Genomic DNA, 14,493 nt, shown 5'->3' with positions numbered 1-14,493 from the left:
TCGGCCGCGACGTGACCGATCCGGGCGGTCGGCGGCCGCCGACGGGGGAGCCGGATGTTACCGCAGCGCAGCACGGCCCACTGAGAGCAGGGTTGCAGCAGGGTCGCAGCCGGGTCGGGACCGGCGAGCGGGGTATGCCCGGTCGGGGAAACGTCGCCGGCACCGGCGCACCCGCTCAGCGCCGGGCCGCGCTATCGCGCCACGCGGCGACGAGGCCGACCGCGGCGACCAACGCGGCGTAGGTGGCCATGCGGCCGTCCTGCCCGGTCCACCACAGGCCGCCGATCAGCACCGCCGATCCGACCGTCCCCAGCCACAGCAGATGCGCCCCCCAAGCGGTCATCACCGGACGCGCGCGCCGCCCGCGCCAGGCAAGCAGCGGCGCTAGCAACGCGGCCAGTCCCCACGCGGGCGCCACCGCGCCGAGCACGTGCCAGAGGACGTCGAGGGCGTTCACAAGGGGCGCAATTTTATAATCCGCCCCATGGCAGTCTGGGCGCTCGGCATCAACCACCAAACGGCCCCGCTCGATGTGCGCGGGCGGTTTGCGTTTGCGCTCGACCAGGTGCCCGAGGCGCTGCGCCGCCTGCGCGCGACGCTCACCCGCCCCCCGGAAGCGGCGCTGCTGTCCACCTGCAACCGCACCGAGCTGTATTGCGCGTGCGACGAGCCGATGATCGAGCCGTCGGCGCGCTGGCTGGCCGACACGGCCGGGGTCGCGCCGGAAACGCTGCTGCGCCACGCCTACGTCCTGCAGGACGACGCGGCCGCGCGCCACGCTTTCCGCGTCGCCAGCGGCCTGGACAGCATGGTGCTCGGCGAGCCGCAAATCCTCGGGCAGCTCAAGGACGCGGTGCGCGCCGCGGATGAAGCGGGCGCGCTGGGCACGACCCTGCACCAGCTCTTCCAGCGCTCGTTCGCGGTGGCCAAACAAGTGCGCAGCAGCACCGCCATCGGTGCCCACTCGATCAGCATGGCCGCCGCGGCCGTGCGACTGGCCAGCCAATTGTTCGAGGATTTGCGCGAAATCCGCATTCTGTTCGTCGGCGCGGGCGAGATGATCGAACTCGCCGCCACGCACTTCGCGGCGCGTCAGCCGCGGGCGATGGCGATCGCCAACCGCACGCTCGAGCGCGGCGAAAAGCTTGCCGCCCGCTTCGGGGCCGAGGTGATGCGCCTGTCGGACCTGCCCGCGCGGCTGCACGAGTTCGACGCGGTGGTCAGCTGCACCGCGAGCACGCTGCCGCTGATCGGCCTGGGCATGGTGGAGAGCGCCCTGCGCCGCCGCCGCCACCGCCCGATGTTCATGGTCGATCTGGCGGTTCCGCGCGACATCGAGGCCGAGGTCAAAGCCCTCGACGACGTGTACCTGTACACGGTCGACGACCTGGCCGCCGTGGTGCAGGCCGGCAAGGACCAGCGCCAGGCCGCGGTCGCGCAGGCCGAGGCCATCATCGACGCCGGGGTACAGAGCTTCATGCACTGGTTGCGCCAGCGCGATCCGCACGGCGGCGTCGTGCAGCTGATCCGCGACCTGCAGACGCAAACCGACGCCTGGCGCGAAGCCGAGATCGCGCGCGCGCGGCGGCTGCTGGCGCGCGGCGAGGACGTGGACGCGGTGCTGCAGGCGCTGGCACGCGGCCTGACCCAAAAAATGCTGCACGGCGCGCTGGCCGAACTGCACAGCGGGGACGAGGCCAGCCGCCGTCAGACGGCGGAGGTGGTCTCGCGTCTGTTTCTGCGCGGGCGGGTCGGCACCGGGGGCGAAGCCGCCGCAACGCAGCCGGTCTCGCGCGCATGAAGCCCTTCGTGCGCGACACGCTCGAGCGCCTGCGCCTGCGGCTGCACGAGCTCGACGCCCAGCTCGCCGCCCCGGATGCGACGGCCGACATGGAGCGCTTCCGGGCGTTGACGCGCGAACACGCCGAAACCGACGCGATCGTGCAGCCTTATCTGCGCTATCTACAGCGCGAGGCGGACCGGCAAGCCGCGCAGCAGCTCGCCGACGAGGCCCAGGCCAGCGGCGACGACGCGATGGCGGCGCTCGCCGCCGATGAAATGGCGCAGGCCGACGCCGACCTCGCGGCGCTGGAGGCGACGCTGCAGTCCCTGCTGCTGCCGCGCGACCCGGACGACGAGCGCAACGCCTTCGTCGAAATCCGCGCCGGTACTGGCGGCGAGGAGGCCGCCCTGTTCGCTGCCGATCTGGCGCGCATGTACGCGCGCGACGCCGAGCGCCAGGGCTGGCGCGTCGAGACGGTCAGCGAATCCCCCAGCGACCTCGGCGGCTACAAGGAAGTCGTGCTGCGCATCGTCGGCCGCGGGGCCTACGGGCGGCTTCGCTTCGAATCCGGCGGGCATCGCGTGCAGCGCATCCCCGTCACCGAGTCGCAGGGCCGCATCCACACCAGCGCCTGCACGGTGGCCGTGTTGCCCGAGCCGGACGAGGCGCAGGCCGTGCAGCTCGACCCGTCCGCGCTGCGCATCGACACCTTCCGCGCCAGCGGTGCCGGCGGCCAGCACGTCAACAAGACCGATTCGGCGGTGCGCATCACGCACCTGCCCACCGGCATCGTCGCGGAGTGCCAGGACGACCGCAGCCAGCACCGCAACAAGGCCAAAGCGCTGCAGATCCTGCTCGCGCGGCTGCAGGAGCGCGAGCGGCGCGAGCGCGCGGCGCGCGAGGCGGCCACCCGCAAGGGCCTCATCGGCAGCGGCGACCGCAGCGACCGCATCCGCACCTACAACTTCCCGCAAGGACGCGTCACCGACCACCGCATCAACCTGACGCTGTACAAGCTGCCGGCGGTGCTTGAGGGCGACCTGGACGACCTGATCCACGCGCTGCAGCTCGCACACGGGGCGGAGCAGATGGCAGAGCTGGAAGCGCAGGCGAACGCATGATGGGGGCCGGCGACGATCCCACGCCCCCGATGCCCGCCAGCGCCTCGGCGCTGGACGCGATCGGCACCGCCGAAAGCGTGACGGACGCGGTGCGCGCCGCGCAGGCCGCGGGGCTGGAGCGACTGGACGCCCAATGGCTGCTGCTGCATGCGCTCGGCCGGCCGCTGGCGCGCGCCTGGCTGCTCGCGCATGGCGACGAACCACTCGCCCGCGACGCCGCGCAGCGCTACGCGGCGCTGTGCCGGCAGCGGCTCGACGGGGTGCCGCTCGCGTACCTGACCGGGGAGCGGGGCTTCCACGGCCTGCTGCTGCGTGTGGACGCGCGCGTGCTCGACCCCCGCCCGGACACCGAGACGCTGGTCGATTGGGCGCTGGAGCGGCTGCCCCCCGACGCGCCCGCGACCGTGCTGGACCTGGGCACCGGCAGCGGCGCGATCGCGCTGGCGATCCAGTACGCGCGGCCCGCCGCCCGCGTCTGGGGGCTGGACGTGAGCGCGGACGCCCTGGCAGTGGCCGCCGACAACGGCCGCCGGCTCGGCCTGCCGGTGCGCTGGCTGCGCGGACGGTGGTGGAACGACTGGACGCCCTACCCCGACGCGCCCGCAACGGGCCCGGCCACCCCGCACCATGATCGCGACCACACCGCCCCGGCGGAATCCACGGATCCGGCGCAGCCCCTGGCCCTGGCGGGATCCGCGGATCGGGCGCTGCCCACCGCCCCGGCAGAAGGCGCGTCGCCGTGGCCCGCGCGCTTTGACTTGGTCGTCGCCAACCCGCCGTACCTGCGCGCCGACGACCCGCACCTTGCCGCGCTGCGGCACGAGCCGCGCCAGGCGCTGGTCGGCGGTCCCGACGGGCTGGACGACCTGCGCGCCATCGCCGCCGGCGCCCCGTCCCGGCTGGCCCCGGGCGGCTGGCTGCTGCTGGAGCACGGCTGGGACCAGGCGGACGCGGTCGCGGCGCTGCTGCGGCACCTGGGCTACGCGGACGTCGAGCACCGGCGCGACCTCGGGGGCCACCGGCGCTGTACCGGCGGACGCTGGCCGGGGACGGCACCCTCGGGCGCACCGCTGACGCGGGCTTGAGCGCGGCCGCCCCCCGGCGCACGCCGCGGCGCGATAATGCACGGCATCGTCTTTCGCGACGCTTCACACCGATCGAAACCCATGAGTGACGTTCAGCAGCGCATCGACCAACTGGTCAAATCCCACGACATCGTGCTGTTCATGAAGGGCACGGCGAGCTTTCCGATGTGCGGCTTCTCCGGCCGCGCGGTGCAAATCCTCAAGGCCTGCGGGGTCGACCCCAAATCCGTGGTCACCGTCAACGTGCTCGACGACCCGGAAATCCGCCAGGGGATCAAGGAATACAGCAACTGGCCCACGATTCCGCAGCTATACGTCCGCGGGGAGTTCATCGGCGGCTCCGACATCATGATGGAGATGTACGAGTCGGGTGAACTGCAGCGGCTGCTGGGCACTCCAACAGCGTGAGCCGGCACCTGTGGGGACGGCGCATCATCCGGAAAAATCCGGATGGGTGCCTTGGCACGGCACGTGCTTCAATGACCGCAGGAACCGGTCGTCGAAGGAGAGTGTCATGGATGCGCATCCCGTTCCCGCCATCTCCCCCGCACGGGGATTGCCCATCGCGCGCGTGCGCGACGTGTTCAGCCCGGAGGACGTCGAACAGCGGCTGCGGCGCCTGAAGGCACAGGGGCAGGAGCGCGAACAGGCCACGCTGTGCCAGACCTACGAGCGCATGCTCGAGCGCGGCCCGCAGCGCTTCGCGGTCAAACCCTCCGGTATCCCGGACATCGAGCCACTGGTCGAGCAGCTGCCCAACTTCCGCGCCGTGCTCGACGACATCAAGCGGCACGTCGCGCTGGCGCAGGACAGCAGCGACAGCCTGGAGATCACGCCGCTGTTGCTGCTGGGGCCGCCCGGCGTGGGCAAGACGCACTTCGCGCAGCAGCTCGCCGAGCTGCTCGCCACCACGATGACGCTGGTGCCGATGAGTTCGATGACCGCCGGCTGGCTGCTCTCGGGCGCGTCATCGCAGTGGAAAGGCGCCAAACCCGGCAAGGTGTTCGAGGCACTGGTCGAGGGTAACTACGCCAACCCGGTGATCGTCGTCGACGAAATCGACAAAGCCAGCGACGCGCAGTACGACCCGCTGGGCGCGCTGTACGGGTTGCTCGAGCCGCAGACGGCGCAGCGCTTCGTCGACGAGTTCGCCGAGGTGCCGATCGACGCCAGCCAGGTGATCTGGATCACCACCGCCAACGACGAGCGCGGCATCCCGGAGCCGATCCTCAACCGCATGAACGTGTTCGAAATCGCGCCGCCGACGCGCGACGAGGCACGCCGCATCGCGCGCCAGCTCTACCAGCGGCTGCGCGCCGCGCACGACTGGGGGCGGCTGTTCGACGAGGAGCCCGCCGACGACGTGCTCGACCGCCTCTCGACACTGGCGCCCCGCGAGATGCGGCGCGCGCTGATGACGGGCTTTGGCAACGCGCGGCTGGATAAGCGCGAGCGCATCGAGGTCCAGGACCTGCCAGCCGCCAGCGGCGGCAAGACCCGCATCGGCTTCGTGCAGTAAGGCCATGCGCTGTGGGCGACGCGGCCATGCCGCTCAGTGGCGCCGCCCGCCATCCACCGTGCCCCACACGACGGTGCGGTGCGTGGGCAGGCGCCCGACGAGCCAGTGCAGCCCGATCGCCCCGGCCAGCAGGACGGCGGTGCCCAGTCCCCAAACGACCCACGCGAGTGGCACCAGCCACCCCGCCACGGTGGCCGCGACCGGCAACACCTTCGTCAACCACGCCCACGACTGCGCGACCGCAGCCGCCATCGTGTCGAGCCAGGCGCGGTCCACCCACGCCAGCAACCAGGCAGGCCACGGGATCGCCTGCACCGCCTGCGCGACGTTCCCGCCGTCACCGGCGCCCAGCACCGACGCGAGCCAGCCGAGCAGCTGCGCCGCCACGGCCACCCCCGCGGTCCATACGCCCCACACCAGCGCAAACCCGACCCAGATCAGCCACCGCATGCGCACCTCTCCTCGCCCCGCCGGCCCGCCACCGGGCCGCGCTCGGGCGTCATGGGGGTCAGACGCTCGGGTGCGCGCAAAAGTTCGCCCAATCAGGCCAGCCGCCAGCGCCGCTGCGCCGCGAACACGGCGTTCGGGTAGGCGGCCCGCCCCCGGCTGCCGTTGTAGCGTCCCAGCGCCAAAAACAAGTCGCCACGCTCGCGGTCCAGGTAGTGGCGCAGGATCACGCAGCCGTAACGCAGGTTGGTCTGCAGGTGGAACAGCTTGTCCGCGTCGCCGTCTCCAATGAGCCGCGTCCAGAACGGCATCACCTGCATATAGCCGCGCGCCCCCGCGCGCGAAATCGCGTATTTGCGAAAGCCGCTCTCGACCTCGATGAGGCCGAGCACCAGCGCCGTGTCCAGCCCGGCGCGGCGGCTCTCGTACCACACCGTTTGCAGGAAGTCGGTGCGTGCCTGCGGCTCCGGCTTGCGGCGGCGCAACTGCCAGCTTGCTTTCGTCAGCCAGCGCACATACGCCAGCCGGTCGTCGGCCGTCTCGAACACCGGCTCCGGGGGATCGAGCTGCTCCACCGCCGCGCGCAGCGCGTGCCGCACCGCGTCCGAGAGCGGCTCCTCGATCTGCGCGCCGGCGTGGGCCGCGCGGTGAACCGCCATCGCCCCCGCCGCCGCGATCGGTGCGAAGGCACGGCCGAGCACGGCGGCCGCCCCACCCACCAGCGCTGCCGAGAGCCAGCGCCGACGCCCTCCCGCCGGCCCAGCGCCCGCGTCCATGATCACACCGTGATGCGCTCGCGCAGCCACTCCACGATCTGCGCCAGCGGCACCGGCGTGGCCGCGCTGTCGCGCCGGTGCTGGTACTCGACCATCCCGTCCTTCAGCCCACGCTCGCCGAGCGTGACCCGGTGGGGGACACCGATCAGCTCCCAGTCGGCAAACATCACGCCCGGGCGCTCGCCGCGGTCGTCCAGGATCACATCCACCCCCTGTGCGACCAGCTCGTCGTGCAGCCGCTCGGCCGCCTCGCGCACCGTGGCGCTGCGGTCCATGCCGATCGGGCAGATGACCACCGTGAAGGGCGCGATCGCATCCGGCCAGATGATGCCGCGCTCGTCGTGGTTTTGCTCGATGGCCGCGGCCGGCAGCCGCGTGATGCCGATGCCGTAGCAGCCCATCTCGAAAGGCTTGGGCTTGCCGTCCTCGTCGAGGAAGGTCGCGTTCATCGCGCGGCTGTACTTGGTGCCGAGGTAGAACACGTGGCCGACCTCGATGCCGCGCTCGATCGCGAGCACCCCCTTGCCGTCGGGCGACGGGTCCCCCGCCACCACGTTGCGGATGTCGGCCACGAGGTCCGGCTCCGGCAGGTCGCGCCCCCAGTTGACGCCGGTCAGGTGGTGATCGACCTCGTTGGCCCCGCAGATCCAGTCGGCCATCACCGCCACCTCGCGGTCGGCCACCACGGTGACCGGGCGGCGCGTGCCCACCGGCCCCAGGTAACCGGGCCGACAGCCGAAGTGCTCGACGATTTCCGCCTCCGTCGCGAAGCGCCAGCCCAGCGACAGCCCTGGCAGCTTGCCGACCTTGACCTCGTTCATGTCGTGGTCGCCGCGCAGCAGCAGCAGCCAGATCCGCGTCGCGACGATCTCGTCGCGCTCGTTGATCTCGTCCGTGGCGAGCACGATGGACTTGACCGTGCGCTGCAGCGGCACGCCCAGCAGTTCGGCCACCTGGGCGCAGGTGCTGCGCCCAGGGGTGGGCGTCTTGGTCAGCGGCTCGCTGGGCGCTGGACGGGACCCCTGAGGCGGCAGCGCCTCGGCCTTTTCGATATTGGCCGCGTACTCACTGGTCGGGCAATAGACGATCGCGTCTTCGCCCGTCGCGGCGATCACCTGGAACTCCTCGCTGAGGTCGCCGCCGATCGCGCCGCTGTCGGCGGCCACCGCGCGGTAGCGCAGCCCGAAGCGGTCGAAGATGCGCCGGTACGCCTGCGCCATGATCTGGTAGCTGCGCTGGGCGCCTTCGGCATCGCGGTCGAAGCTGTAGGCGTCCTTCATGATGAACTCGCGCCCGCGCATCAGGCCAAAGCGCGGCCGCCGCTCATCGCGGAACTTGGTCTGGATCTGGTAGAAGTTTTTTGGTAGCTGCTTGTAGCTGCGCAGTTCCTGGCGCGCGATGTCGGTCACCACCTCCTCGGAGGTGGGCTGGATGACGAAGTCGCGCTCGTGCCGGTCCTTGATGCGCAGCAGCTCGGGGCCCATCTTGGCGAAGCGCCCGGTCTCCTCCCACAGCTCGGCGGGCTGCACGATCGGCATGGTCAGCTCGATGGCACCGGCGCGGTTCATCTCCTCGCGCACGATGCGCTCGACCTTCTGGATCACGCGCAGGCCCAGCGGCATGTAGGTGTAGATACCGGCGGAGAGCTTCTTGATCATGCCGGCGCGCACCATCAGGCGGTGGCTGACGACCTCGGCATCGGCCGGGGCTTCCTTGAGCGTACTGATGTGGAACTGGGAGGCTTTCATGTCTCGACACCAACGGACCCGCGTTGCATAATCGGGTCAGTTTTTCAGAATTGGGGTTGATTATGCTTGACAGAGACGGCTATCGGCCGAATGTCGGCATCATCCTGCTCAACCACCGCAACCAGGTGTTCTGGGGCAAGCGCATCCGCACGCACTCGTGGCAGTTTCCGCAAGGAGGCATCGACCGCGGCGAGACGCCCGAGCAGGCGATGTACCGGGAGCTGCACGAGGAAATCGGCCTCAAGCCCGAGCACGTGGAGGTCATCGCCCGCACGCGCGACTGGCTGCGCTACGAGGTGCCGGACCGCTACATCCGCCGCGACGCGCGGGGGCACTACAAGGGCCAAAAGCAAATCTGGTTTCTGCTGCGGCTCATCGGCGGGGATTGGAACCTGAACCTGCGCGCCACCGACCACCCGGAGTTCGACGCCTGGCGCTGGAACGACTACTGGGTGCCGCTGGACCTGGTGATCGAGTTCAAGCGTGGTGTGTACCAGCGCGCGCTGGAAGAGCTGTCGCGCTACCTCCCGCCGGTGTCGCGCCCTGGCGGTGGTGGCCGCGACGCGCGCAACCGCTACCTGCGTTCGTCGCCCCGGCCGCGCGGGACCGGCGCGCCGGCGGGGGCCGAAGGGGCGCGGCGCTCCCGCCCCCTGCCGGCCCACCTGGCCGTCCCCCCGCACATGGAGCTGCCACCTGGCGCCAGCTTCGATCCGCAGCCTGGTGCGCCCGCGCCGGCTCCGGTCGCCACGCCGGCGACGGCCACCACGCCCACCGGCGACCCGACCCTGTCATGAACGTTTGTCTTCTCGGCTCGCCCCGAACCGGGGCGCTCTTTCGCTTGAGCACGCTGCGCCGCGCCCACGCACTGCGCCGCGGGCTCGCCGCGCTGCTGCTGGCGGCCGCACTGCCCGGTGGGCAGGCGCAGCTCCTCACCGACCCCAACCGCGACTGGCGCGAAGCCGACGCACCGCCCCCGCCGGCGCTGCGCACCGACGGGCTCGTACCGTTCGTCGTATCCGTGCACAGCCAGCTGCGCTTTGGCGTCGATCCGGCCTCGGTCACGCTGGGCCCGGACGGCGTGATCCGCTATGTCATCGTCGCGCAAAGCGACAGCGGCACGCTCAACGCGTGGTACGAGGGGCTGCGCTGCGCCACCGCCCAGGTCAAGACCTACGCCCACTGGAACCCGGGCCCGCCGGGCGAATGGCGGATGAACGCGAATGCCGCCTGGCGTAACCTCGGCGGCGAGTTCGCCTCGCGCCCCGCGGTGGCGCTGGCACGCGGAGGATTTTGCGACGGCGCGACCCCGAACGGCCGACCAGCGGACATGCTGCGCGCGCTGCGACAGCCCAAGGCGTTCGAGCGCTGACATGCCTGAGGGCGTGCACGGCCGACGATCGTCCCAATCGGATGACCGGCAGCGAACGATGCGCGCCGCTGTCACCGCGATTCCTCGCGGCACCCCTGCGCCGTTGGCAACCGTGCTCGCCCGACCGTGGCCTTCTTACCTCAGTGGCGGCACCTGGTGTCCTGTCGTGTACTGCCGTCAGCGCGCCGTGACGACGAGGTTGTCGCGGTGGATCATCTCGGGCTCGGCGGCGTAGCCGAGCAGGCGCTCGAATTCGGCCGAGGAGCGGCGGCACAGCAGGCGCGCTTCCGCGGCGGCGTAGTTGGCCAGCCCGCGCGCGATCTCGCGGCCGTCGGGTCCCCGCACGGCGATGACATCGCCGCGGTGGAAATCCCCCTCCACCGCCGTCATGCCGATCGGCAGCAGGCTCTTGCCCTCGCGCACCAGCTTGTCCACCGCGCCCGCGTCCACCGTGACGGCGCCGCGCAGCTGCAGGTGGTCCGCCATCCACTGCTTGCGCGCCTGCTGTTTGGGCATGTCGGCGACGAGGCAAGTGCCGATCGGCTCGCCGCCGATCAGGCGCAGCAGCACGTCCGGCTCGCGCCCCCAGGCGATGACGGTGGAGGCACCGGACCCCGCCGCGCGCTTGGCCGCCAGGATCTTGGTGATCATGCCACCGGTGCCGACGCGGCTGCCCGCGCCGCCGGCCATTGCCTCCAGCCGCGGATCGCCCGCCCGCGCCACGTGCACGAACGCCGCGGACGGGTCTTTGCGCGGGTCGGCCGTGTAGAGCCCGCGCTGGTCGGTGAGGATGATGAGCAGGTCGGCCTCGACCAGGTTGGCCACCAGCGCGCCCAGCGTATCGTTGTCACCGAACTTGATTTCGTCGTTGACGACGGTGTCGTTCTCGTTGATGACCGGCACCACGCCGAGCGCGAGCAGCGTGCGCAGCGTCGAGCGGGCGTTGAGGTAGCGCTCCCGGTCCGCCAGGTCCGCGTGGGTCAGCAGCACCTGCGCGCTGCCCACGCCCTGCTCGCGCAGCTTGGTTTCGTACATCTGCGCCAGGCCCATCTGGCCCACCGCCGCCGCGGCCTGCAGCTCGTGCACCTCCTTCGGACGGGTGGTCCACCCGAGGCGCTTCATGCCCTCGGCGATCGCACCGCTGCTGACCATGATGACCTCGCGCCCGTCGCGCACCAGCGCCGCGAGTTGACGGCTCCACTGCCCGATCGCGTGCTCGTCCAGCCCGCGGCCCTCGTTGGTCACCAGGCTCGAGCCGACCTTGACGACGATGCGGCGCGCCCCGCGCAACACGTCGGCGGGCGCGCGGCGCGGCGCCTCCAGCCCGGTGTCGGCCGCGGCGGCAGTCGTTACGGGGGCGGTCGTCGAATCGTTCATCGCGGTCGGGCGAAGCAAGGGGGATGAGGAAGAAAGAATATCCGCAGCCAATCCATATCCGCCGCCATCAGCGGCGTCGCGCGGGCGGTGCCTCCGGCGCCACGTCGGCATCGGCGCGGCCCGCGTCGAAGCGCGGATCGACCCGCACCGGGGCCGCCTCGGCCGCGCGCAGCCCGGCCAGATATTCGTACACTTTCAGCATCAGGTGCTCGCACCCCTCCCGGGTCAACGCCGAGATGGCAAACACCGGCCCCTTGAAGCGCAGCCGCCGCACCACGTCGCGCACGCGCGCCTCGCGCTCCTCGGCCGGCACCATGTCCAGCTTGTTGAGCACCAGCCAGCGCGGCTTGGCGGCGAGCTGGGGGTCGTATTTTTTCAGTTCGGCCACGATCGCGCGCACCTGTGCCACGGGATCGACGCTTTCGTCGAACGGCGCCATGTCGACCAGGTGCAGCAGCAGCCGCGTGCGCTGCAGGTGGCGCAAAAACTGGTGCCCGAGGCCCGCGCCTTCGGCCGCGCCCTCGATCAGGCCGGGCACGTCGGCGATGACGAAGCTCTTCTCCGGGCCGACGCGCACGACGCCCAGGTTCGGGTACAGCGTCGTGAAGGGATAGTCCGCGATCTTGGGCCGCGCGTTGGAGACGGCCGCGATCAGCGTGGACTTGCCGGCGTTGGGCATGCCCAGCAGCCCGACGTCGGCCAACACCTTCAGCTCCAGCCGCAGCGTGCGCCGCTCGCCGGGCCGCCCCATCGTCCGCTGCCGCGGCGCGCGGTTGGTCGAGCTCTTGAAGTGCAGGTTGCCGAAGCCGCCGTCCCCGCCTTTGGCGAGCATGACCTTCTGGCCCGGCTGCAGCAGTTCGGCCAGCACCTCGCCGGTCTCGGCGTCACTGATGACCGTGCCCACCGGCATGCGCAACACGACGTCCTCACCCTTGGCGCCGAACATGTCGGAGCCTTTGCCATGTTCGCCGCGCTGCGCTTCGAAGCGGCGCGTGTAACGGTAGTCGACCAGGGTGTTGAGGTTTTCGTCGGCCAGCGCCCAGACGTGGCCCCCGCGGCCGCCGTCGCCCCCGTCGGGGCCGCCAAATTCCTTGAATTTTTCGTGGCGAAACGACGCGCAGCCGTTGCCGCCGTCGCCGGCGGCAACTTCGATCGTGGCTTCATCGACGAACTTCATGCTGGCTCCTCGCGCCGTCCGACAAACGACAAGGGCCCGCAGCGCGGGCCCGTGCCGGGTAAGGCCTGTGGCCGGCCGTGGCCCCGGGGGCGTCGCCGCCCCCGCCACGCGCGCGTCAGGCCGGGATGACGTTGACCACCTTGCGGTTGAGCGCGCCCTTGACGGCGAACTCGACCTTGCCCGCGACGGTGGCGTAGATGGTGTGGTCCTTGCCGATACCGGTGCCGGTGCCGGGGTGGAACTGGGTGCCCCGCTGGCGCACGATGATCGCGCCGGCGCTGACGTCCTGGCCGCCGAACACCTTCACGCCCAGCATCTTGGGCTTGGAATCGCGGCCGTTACGGGTGGAGCCGCCGCCTTTTTTCTGTGCCATGGTGGGTCACCTCGTCAGACGTTGATCGAGCCGATTTCCAGCTCGGTGTAGTTTTGGCGATGGCCCTGGCGCTTCTGGTAGTGCTTGCGGCGACGCAGCTTGAAGATGCGCACCTTCTCACCCCGACCATGCGAAACGACCTTGGCCGTGACCGTTGCGCCGCTGACCAAGGGGGTGCCCACCCGGATGTCCGCGCCGTTGCCGACGGCCAACACCTGGTCGATCACGATCTCTTGGCCTACGTCCGCAGCGATCTGTTCTACCTTGATTTTTTCGCCGGCAGCGACGCGATACTGCTTGCCACCGGTTTTTATGACCGCGTACATAGGTTACCTCTCGATAAAACGTTGCCACCGCAGCGAGCCGCCACGGCAACGACCCTCTTCGACACCCCGTGGCAAGACACCCCAAAGCGCCGAACCCAAAATTGTACACTTTTCCGTTCCCTCGTACACAGCCCCGCCCGCGCGGCGTCGAACCGCCGAATGAACACCCCTGTGCCACTTTCGTCCCCCTCCCCCGCCCACCGCGGTCTGCTGGCCGTGTTCGGCTCGACGTTCTTCGAACTCACGGGCTACTTCATGCTGACGCCGTGGCTGGTGCTGCGCTTGACGGAACAGGGGGCGCCGACCGCGCTGATCGGTCTGTTTGCCGCCAGCGCCTGGATCGGCATCCTGCTGGTAACGCCGTTTGCCTCCGCGATCACACGCGCGCTGGGGCGGCGGCGCACGCTGTGGCTGTCGGGCGCGGTGCCGGTGGTGGCGGGCATCGGCTACGGCTTGCCGCTGGAGGGGGCCACCGCGTTGACCCTGTGGTTCGCGCTGAAGATGCTCGCCGGAATGGCGTCCGGTCTGCGCTGGGTGCTGGCCGAGGCACTCGTCGCGGAATTCGCCCCCGCACACCTGCGCGGTCGTGCCGTCGGGCTGTTCGAGACGATGGTGGGTGCGACCTTCGTGCTGGGGCCCGCGCTGCTGGCGGCAGTGGGGCCGTCGAGCACCATGGCGCTGTGGTGCGCGGTGGCGCTGCTGGCCGTCGGGCTCGTCTGGACGCTGGCCGTGCCGCCGCTGCCGCGCGAGGGCGACGCGCACACCGCGCACGTCGGCTGGCGGGGCGTATGGGCCGCGCTGCGCGCGCATCCGGTGATCATGGCCGCGGGCTTCTGCGGCGGCTTTTTCGAGAGCGGCCTGACGTCCGTGCTGCCGCTGTACGGCGTGAGTCTGGGGCTGACCGCCGCAGCGGCGACGCTACTGGTGTCGGCCAGCGGTCTGGGCAGCGCGCTGCTGATGCTGCCCGCCGGGGCCCTGGCCGACCGGCTGGGCCGGCGTCCGGGCCAGCGCGGCGGCGCAGGCGGCGCGCGGCTGCGGCTGATGCGCGCGTGCGCCGCGGTGACCTTGCTCGCGACGCTGGCCGTGCCGTGGGTAGCCGGCACCCCCTGGCTGGCGTGGCCGGTGGCGTTTCTGTGGGGCGGCGCGGGCGGGTGCCTGTACACGCTGGCGATGATCGACATCGGCGCGCGCGAACGCGGCGTGACGCTGGTCAACAGCACGGCGGTGCTGGTGATGGCCTACACCCTCGGGGGCGTGCTGGCACCGTCGCTGGTCGGCGCGGCGCTGCAATGGGCACCGCGCGTGGGGCTGCCCGCGCTGCTCGCGTCGGTGGCGTTGCTGTGCCTCGTGCTGCTGGCGCGGGCGCGCGCCGGCCGGCGCATCTGACGCCCG

Annotated in this window: 16 protein-coding genes; 8 read left to right on the top strand and 8 right to left on the bottom strand. The window is 71.2% G+C overall.

Annotated features, from left to right (window positions below; genetic code table 11):
- Positions 1-175: 175 nt before the first annotated feature.
- Complete coding sequence (locus LCC91_RS01050) at positions 176-457, bottom strand: hypothetical protein (RefSeq protein ID WP_058615662.1); 282 nt, start codon at positions 455-457, stop codon at positions 176-178.
- Between the two features lie 27 nt (positions 458-484).
- Between LCC91_RS01050 and hemA the strand changes: the two genes are divergently transcribed.
- The 5 genes from hemA (at position 485) to LCC91_RS01025 (ending at position 5,508) form a co-directional block, all read left to right on the top strand.
- Entirely contained in the window at positions 485-1,801 is a 1,317-nt protein-coding gene (gene hemA / locus LCC91_RS01045) for a glutamyl-tRNA reductase (protein WP_058615661.1), read from the top strand.
- Complete coding sequence (gene prfA / locus LCC91_RS01040) at positions 1,798-2,904, top strand: peptide chain release factor 1 (RefSeq protein ID WP_058615660.1); 1,107 nt, start codon at positions 1,798-1,800, stop codon at positions 2,902-2,904. Before hemA ends, prfA begins: the two co-directional genes overlap by 4 nt.
- Before the next feature lie 29 nt (positions 2,905-2,933).
- The gene (locus LCC91_RS01035; protein WP_058615659.1) at positions 2,934-3,989 is read left to right on the top strand and encodes a N5-glutamine methyltransferase family protein; all 1,056 of its coding nucleotides are present in this window, start codon (positions 2,934-2,936) and stop codon (positions 3,987-3,989) included.
- A gap of 81 nt (positions 3,990-4,070) precedes the next feature.
- Entirely contained in the window at positions 4,071-4,397 is a 327-nt protein-coding gene (gene grxD, locus LCC91_RS01030) for a Grx4 family monothiol glutaredoxin (RefSeq protein ID WP_058615658.1), read from the top strand.
- A 106-nt stretch (positions 4,398-4,503) separates the two neighbouring features.
- On the top strand, positions 4,504-5,508 hold the full coding sequence (locus LCC91_RS01025; RefSeq protein ID WP_058615657.1) for an AAA family ATPase: 1,005 nt from the start codon (positions 4,504-4,506) through the stop codon (positions 5,506-5,508).
- Positions 5,509-5,541: 33 nt separating this feature from the next.
- On the opposite strand, the gene LCC91_RS01020 is transcribed toward LCC91_RS01025, so the two are convergent.
- The 3 genes from LCC91_RS01020 to LCC91_RS01010 form a co-directional block, all read right to left on the bottom strand.
- Positions 5,542-5,958 (bottom strand): hypothetical protein, encoded by a 417-nt coding sequence (locus LCC91_RS01020; protein ID WP_143897402.1) that lies wholly within the window; start codon positions 5,956-5,958, stop codon positions 5,542-5,544.
- 92 nt (positions 5,959-6,050) lie between these two features.
- Positions 6,051-6,731 carry a lytic transglycosylase domain-containing protein gene (locus LCC91_RS01015; RefSeq protein WP_143897403.1) on the bottom strand — a complete coding sequence of 227 codons (681 nt, stop codon included), beginning with the start codon at positions 6,729-6,731 and terminating at the stop codon, positions 6,051-6,053.
- A 2-nt stretch (positions 6,732-6,733) separates the two neighbouring features.
- Positions 6,734-8,479 carry a proline--tRNA ligase gene (locus LCC91_RS01010; protein WP_143897404.1) on the bottom strand — a complete coding sequence of 582 codons (1,746 nt, stop codon included), beginning with the start codon at positions 8,477-8,479 and terminating at the stop codon, positions 6,734-6,736.
- Between the two features lie 62 nt (positions 8,480-8,541).
- Between LCC91_RS01010 and LCC91_RS01005 the strand changes: the two genes are divergently transcribed.
- Positions 8,542-9,273 (top strand): RNA pyrophosphohydrolase, encoded by a 732-nt coding sequence (locus LCC91_RS01005; RefSeq protein ID WP_143897405.1) that lies wholly within the window; start codon positions 8,542-8,544, stop codon positions 9,271-9,273.
- Positions 9,270-9,848, top strand: a complete 579-nt coding sequence (locus LCC91_RS01000; protein ID WP_143897406.1) for a CNP1-like family protein — start codon at positions 9,270-9,272, stop codon at positions 9,846-9,848. Before LCC91_RS01005 ends, LCC91_RS01000 begins: the two co-directional genes overlap by 4 nt.
- Positions 9,849-10,025: 177 nt before the next feature.
- On the opposite strand, the gene proB is transcribed toward LCC91_RS01000, so the two are convergent.
- From proB to rplU, 4 genes are all read right to left on the bottom strand, one after another.
- Positions 10,026-11,138 carry a glutamate 5-kinase gene (proB, locus tag LCC91_RS00995; protein ID WP_224441053.1) on the bottom strand — a complete coding sequence of 371 codons (1,113 nt, stop codon included), beginning with the start codon at positions 11,136-11,138 and terminating at the stop codon, positions 10,026-10,028.
- Between the two features lie 154 nt (positions 11,139-11,292).
- The gene (cgtA, locus tag LCC91_RS00990; protein WP_043699765.1) at positions 11,293-12,402 is read right to left on the bottom strand and encodes an Obg family GTPase CgtA; all 1,110 of its coding nucleotides are present in this window, start codon (positions 12,400-12,402) and stop codon (positions 11,293-11,295) included.
- A gap of 115 nt (positions 12,403-12,517) precedes the next feature.
- On the bottom strand, positions 12,518-12,775 hold the full coding sequence (gene rpmA, locus LCC91_RS00985) for a 50S ribosomal protein L27 (protein WP_043699768.1): 258 nt from the start codon (positions 12,773-12,775) through the stop codon (positions 12,518-12,520).
- A 14-nt stretch (positions 12,776-12,789) separates the two neighbouring features.
- Positions 12,790-13,101, bottom strand: a complete 312-nt coding sequence (gene rplU, locus LCC91_RS00980) for a 50S ribosomal protein L21 (RefSeq protein ID WP_043699771.1) — start codon at positions 13,099-13,101, stop codon at positions 12,790-12,792.
- A gap of 159 nt (positions 13,102-13,260) precedes the next feature.
- On the opposite strand from rplU, the gene LCC91_RS00975 reads away from it, so the two are divergent.
- A complete protein-coding gene (locus LCC91_RS00975; RefSeq protein WP_082007509.1) occupies positions 13,261-14,487 on the top strand; it encodes an MFS transporter in 1,227 nt (408 codons plus the stop codon).
- Positions 14,488-14,493 lie beyond the last annotated feature (6 nt).

The organism is Tepidimonas taiwanensis, from assembly GCF_020162115.1.
In the GTDB taxonomy this organism is placed as follows: Bacteria; Pseudomonadota; Gammaproteobacteria; order Burkholderiales; family Burkholderiaceae_C; genus Tepidimonas; species Tepidimonas taiwanensis.
This window is presented reverse-complemented; position numbering and strand designations above follow the sequence as displayed.

What these genes read in the sequence shown, in the direction of transcription:
- hemA (WP_058615661.1), top strand. Translation starts at nt 485, where the DNA reads ATGGCAGTCTGGGCGCTCGGCATCAACCACCAAACGGCCCCGCTCGAT.
- prfA (WP_058615660.1), top strand. Translation starts at nt 1,798, where the DNA reads ATGAAGCCCTTCGTGCGCGACACGCTCGAGCGCCTGCGCCTGCGGCTG.
- LCC91_RS01035 (WP_058615659.1), top strand. Translation starts at nt 2,934, where the DNA reads ATGCCCGCCAGCGCCTCGGCGCTGGACGCGATCGGCACCGCCGAAAGC.
- grxD (WP_058615658.1), top strand. Translation starts at nt 4,071, where the DNA reads ATGAGTGACGTTCAGCAGCGCATCGACCAACTGGTCAAATCCCACGAC.
- LCC91_RS01025 (WP_058615657.1), top strand. Translation starts at nt 4,504, where the DNA reads ATGGATGCGCATCCCGTTCCCGCCATCTCCCCCGCACGGGGATTGCCC.
- LCC91_RS01020 (WP_143897402.1), bottom strand. Translation starts at nt 5,958, where the DNA reads ATGCGGTGGCTGATCTGGGTCGGGTTTGCGCTGGTGTGGGGCGTATGG.
- LCC91_RS01015 (WP_143897403.1), bottom strand. Translation starts at nt 6,731, where the DNA reads ATGGACGCGGGCGCTGGGCCGGCGGGAGGGCGTCGGCGCTGGCTCTCG.
- LCC91_RS01010 (WP_143897404.1), bottom strand. Translation starts at nt 8,479, where the DNA reads ATGAAAGCCTCCCAGTTCCACATCAGTACGCTCAAGGAAGCCCCGGCC.
- LCC91_RS01005 (WP_143897405.1), top strand. Translation starts at nt 8,542, where the DNA reads ATGCTTGACAGAGACGGCTATCGGCCGAATGTCGGCATCATCCTGCTC.
- LCC91_RS01000 (WP_143897406.1), top strand. Translation starts at nt 9,270, where the DNA reads ATGAACGTTTGTCTTCTCGGCTCGCCCCGAACCGGGGCGCTCTTTCGC.
- cgtA (WP_043699765.1), bottom strand. Translation starts at nt 12,402, where the DNA reads ATGAAGTTCGTCGATGAAGCCACGATCGAAGTTGCCGCCGGCGACGGC.
- rpmA (WP_043699768.1), bottom strand. Translation starts at nt 12,775, where the DNA reads ATGGCACAGAAAAAAGGCGGCGGCTCCACCCGTAACGGCCGCGATTCC.
- rplU (WP_043699771.1), bottom strand. Translation starts at nt 13,101, where the DNA reads ATGTACGCGGTCATAAAAACCGGTGGCAAGCAGTATCGCGTCGCTGCC.
- LCC91_RS00975 (WP_082007509.1), top strand. Translation starts at nt 13,261, where the DNA reads ATGAACACCCCTGTGCCACTTTCGTCCCCCTCCCCCGCCCACCGCGGT.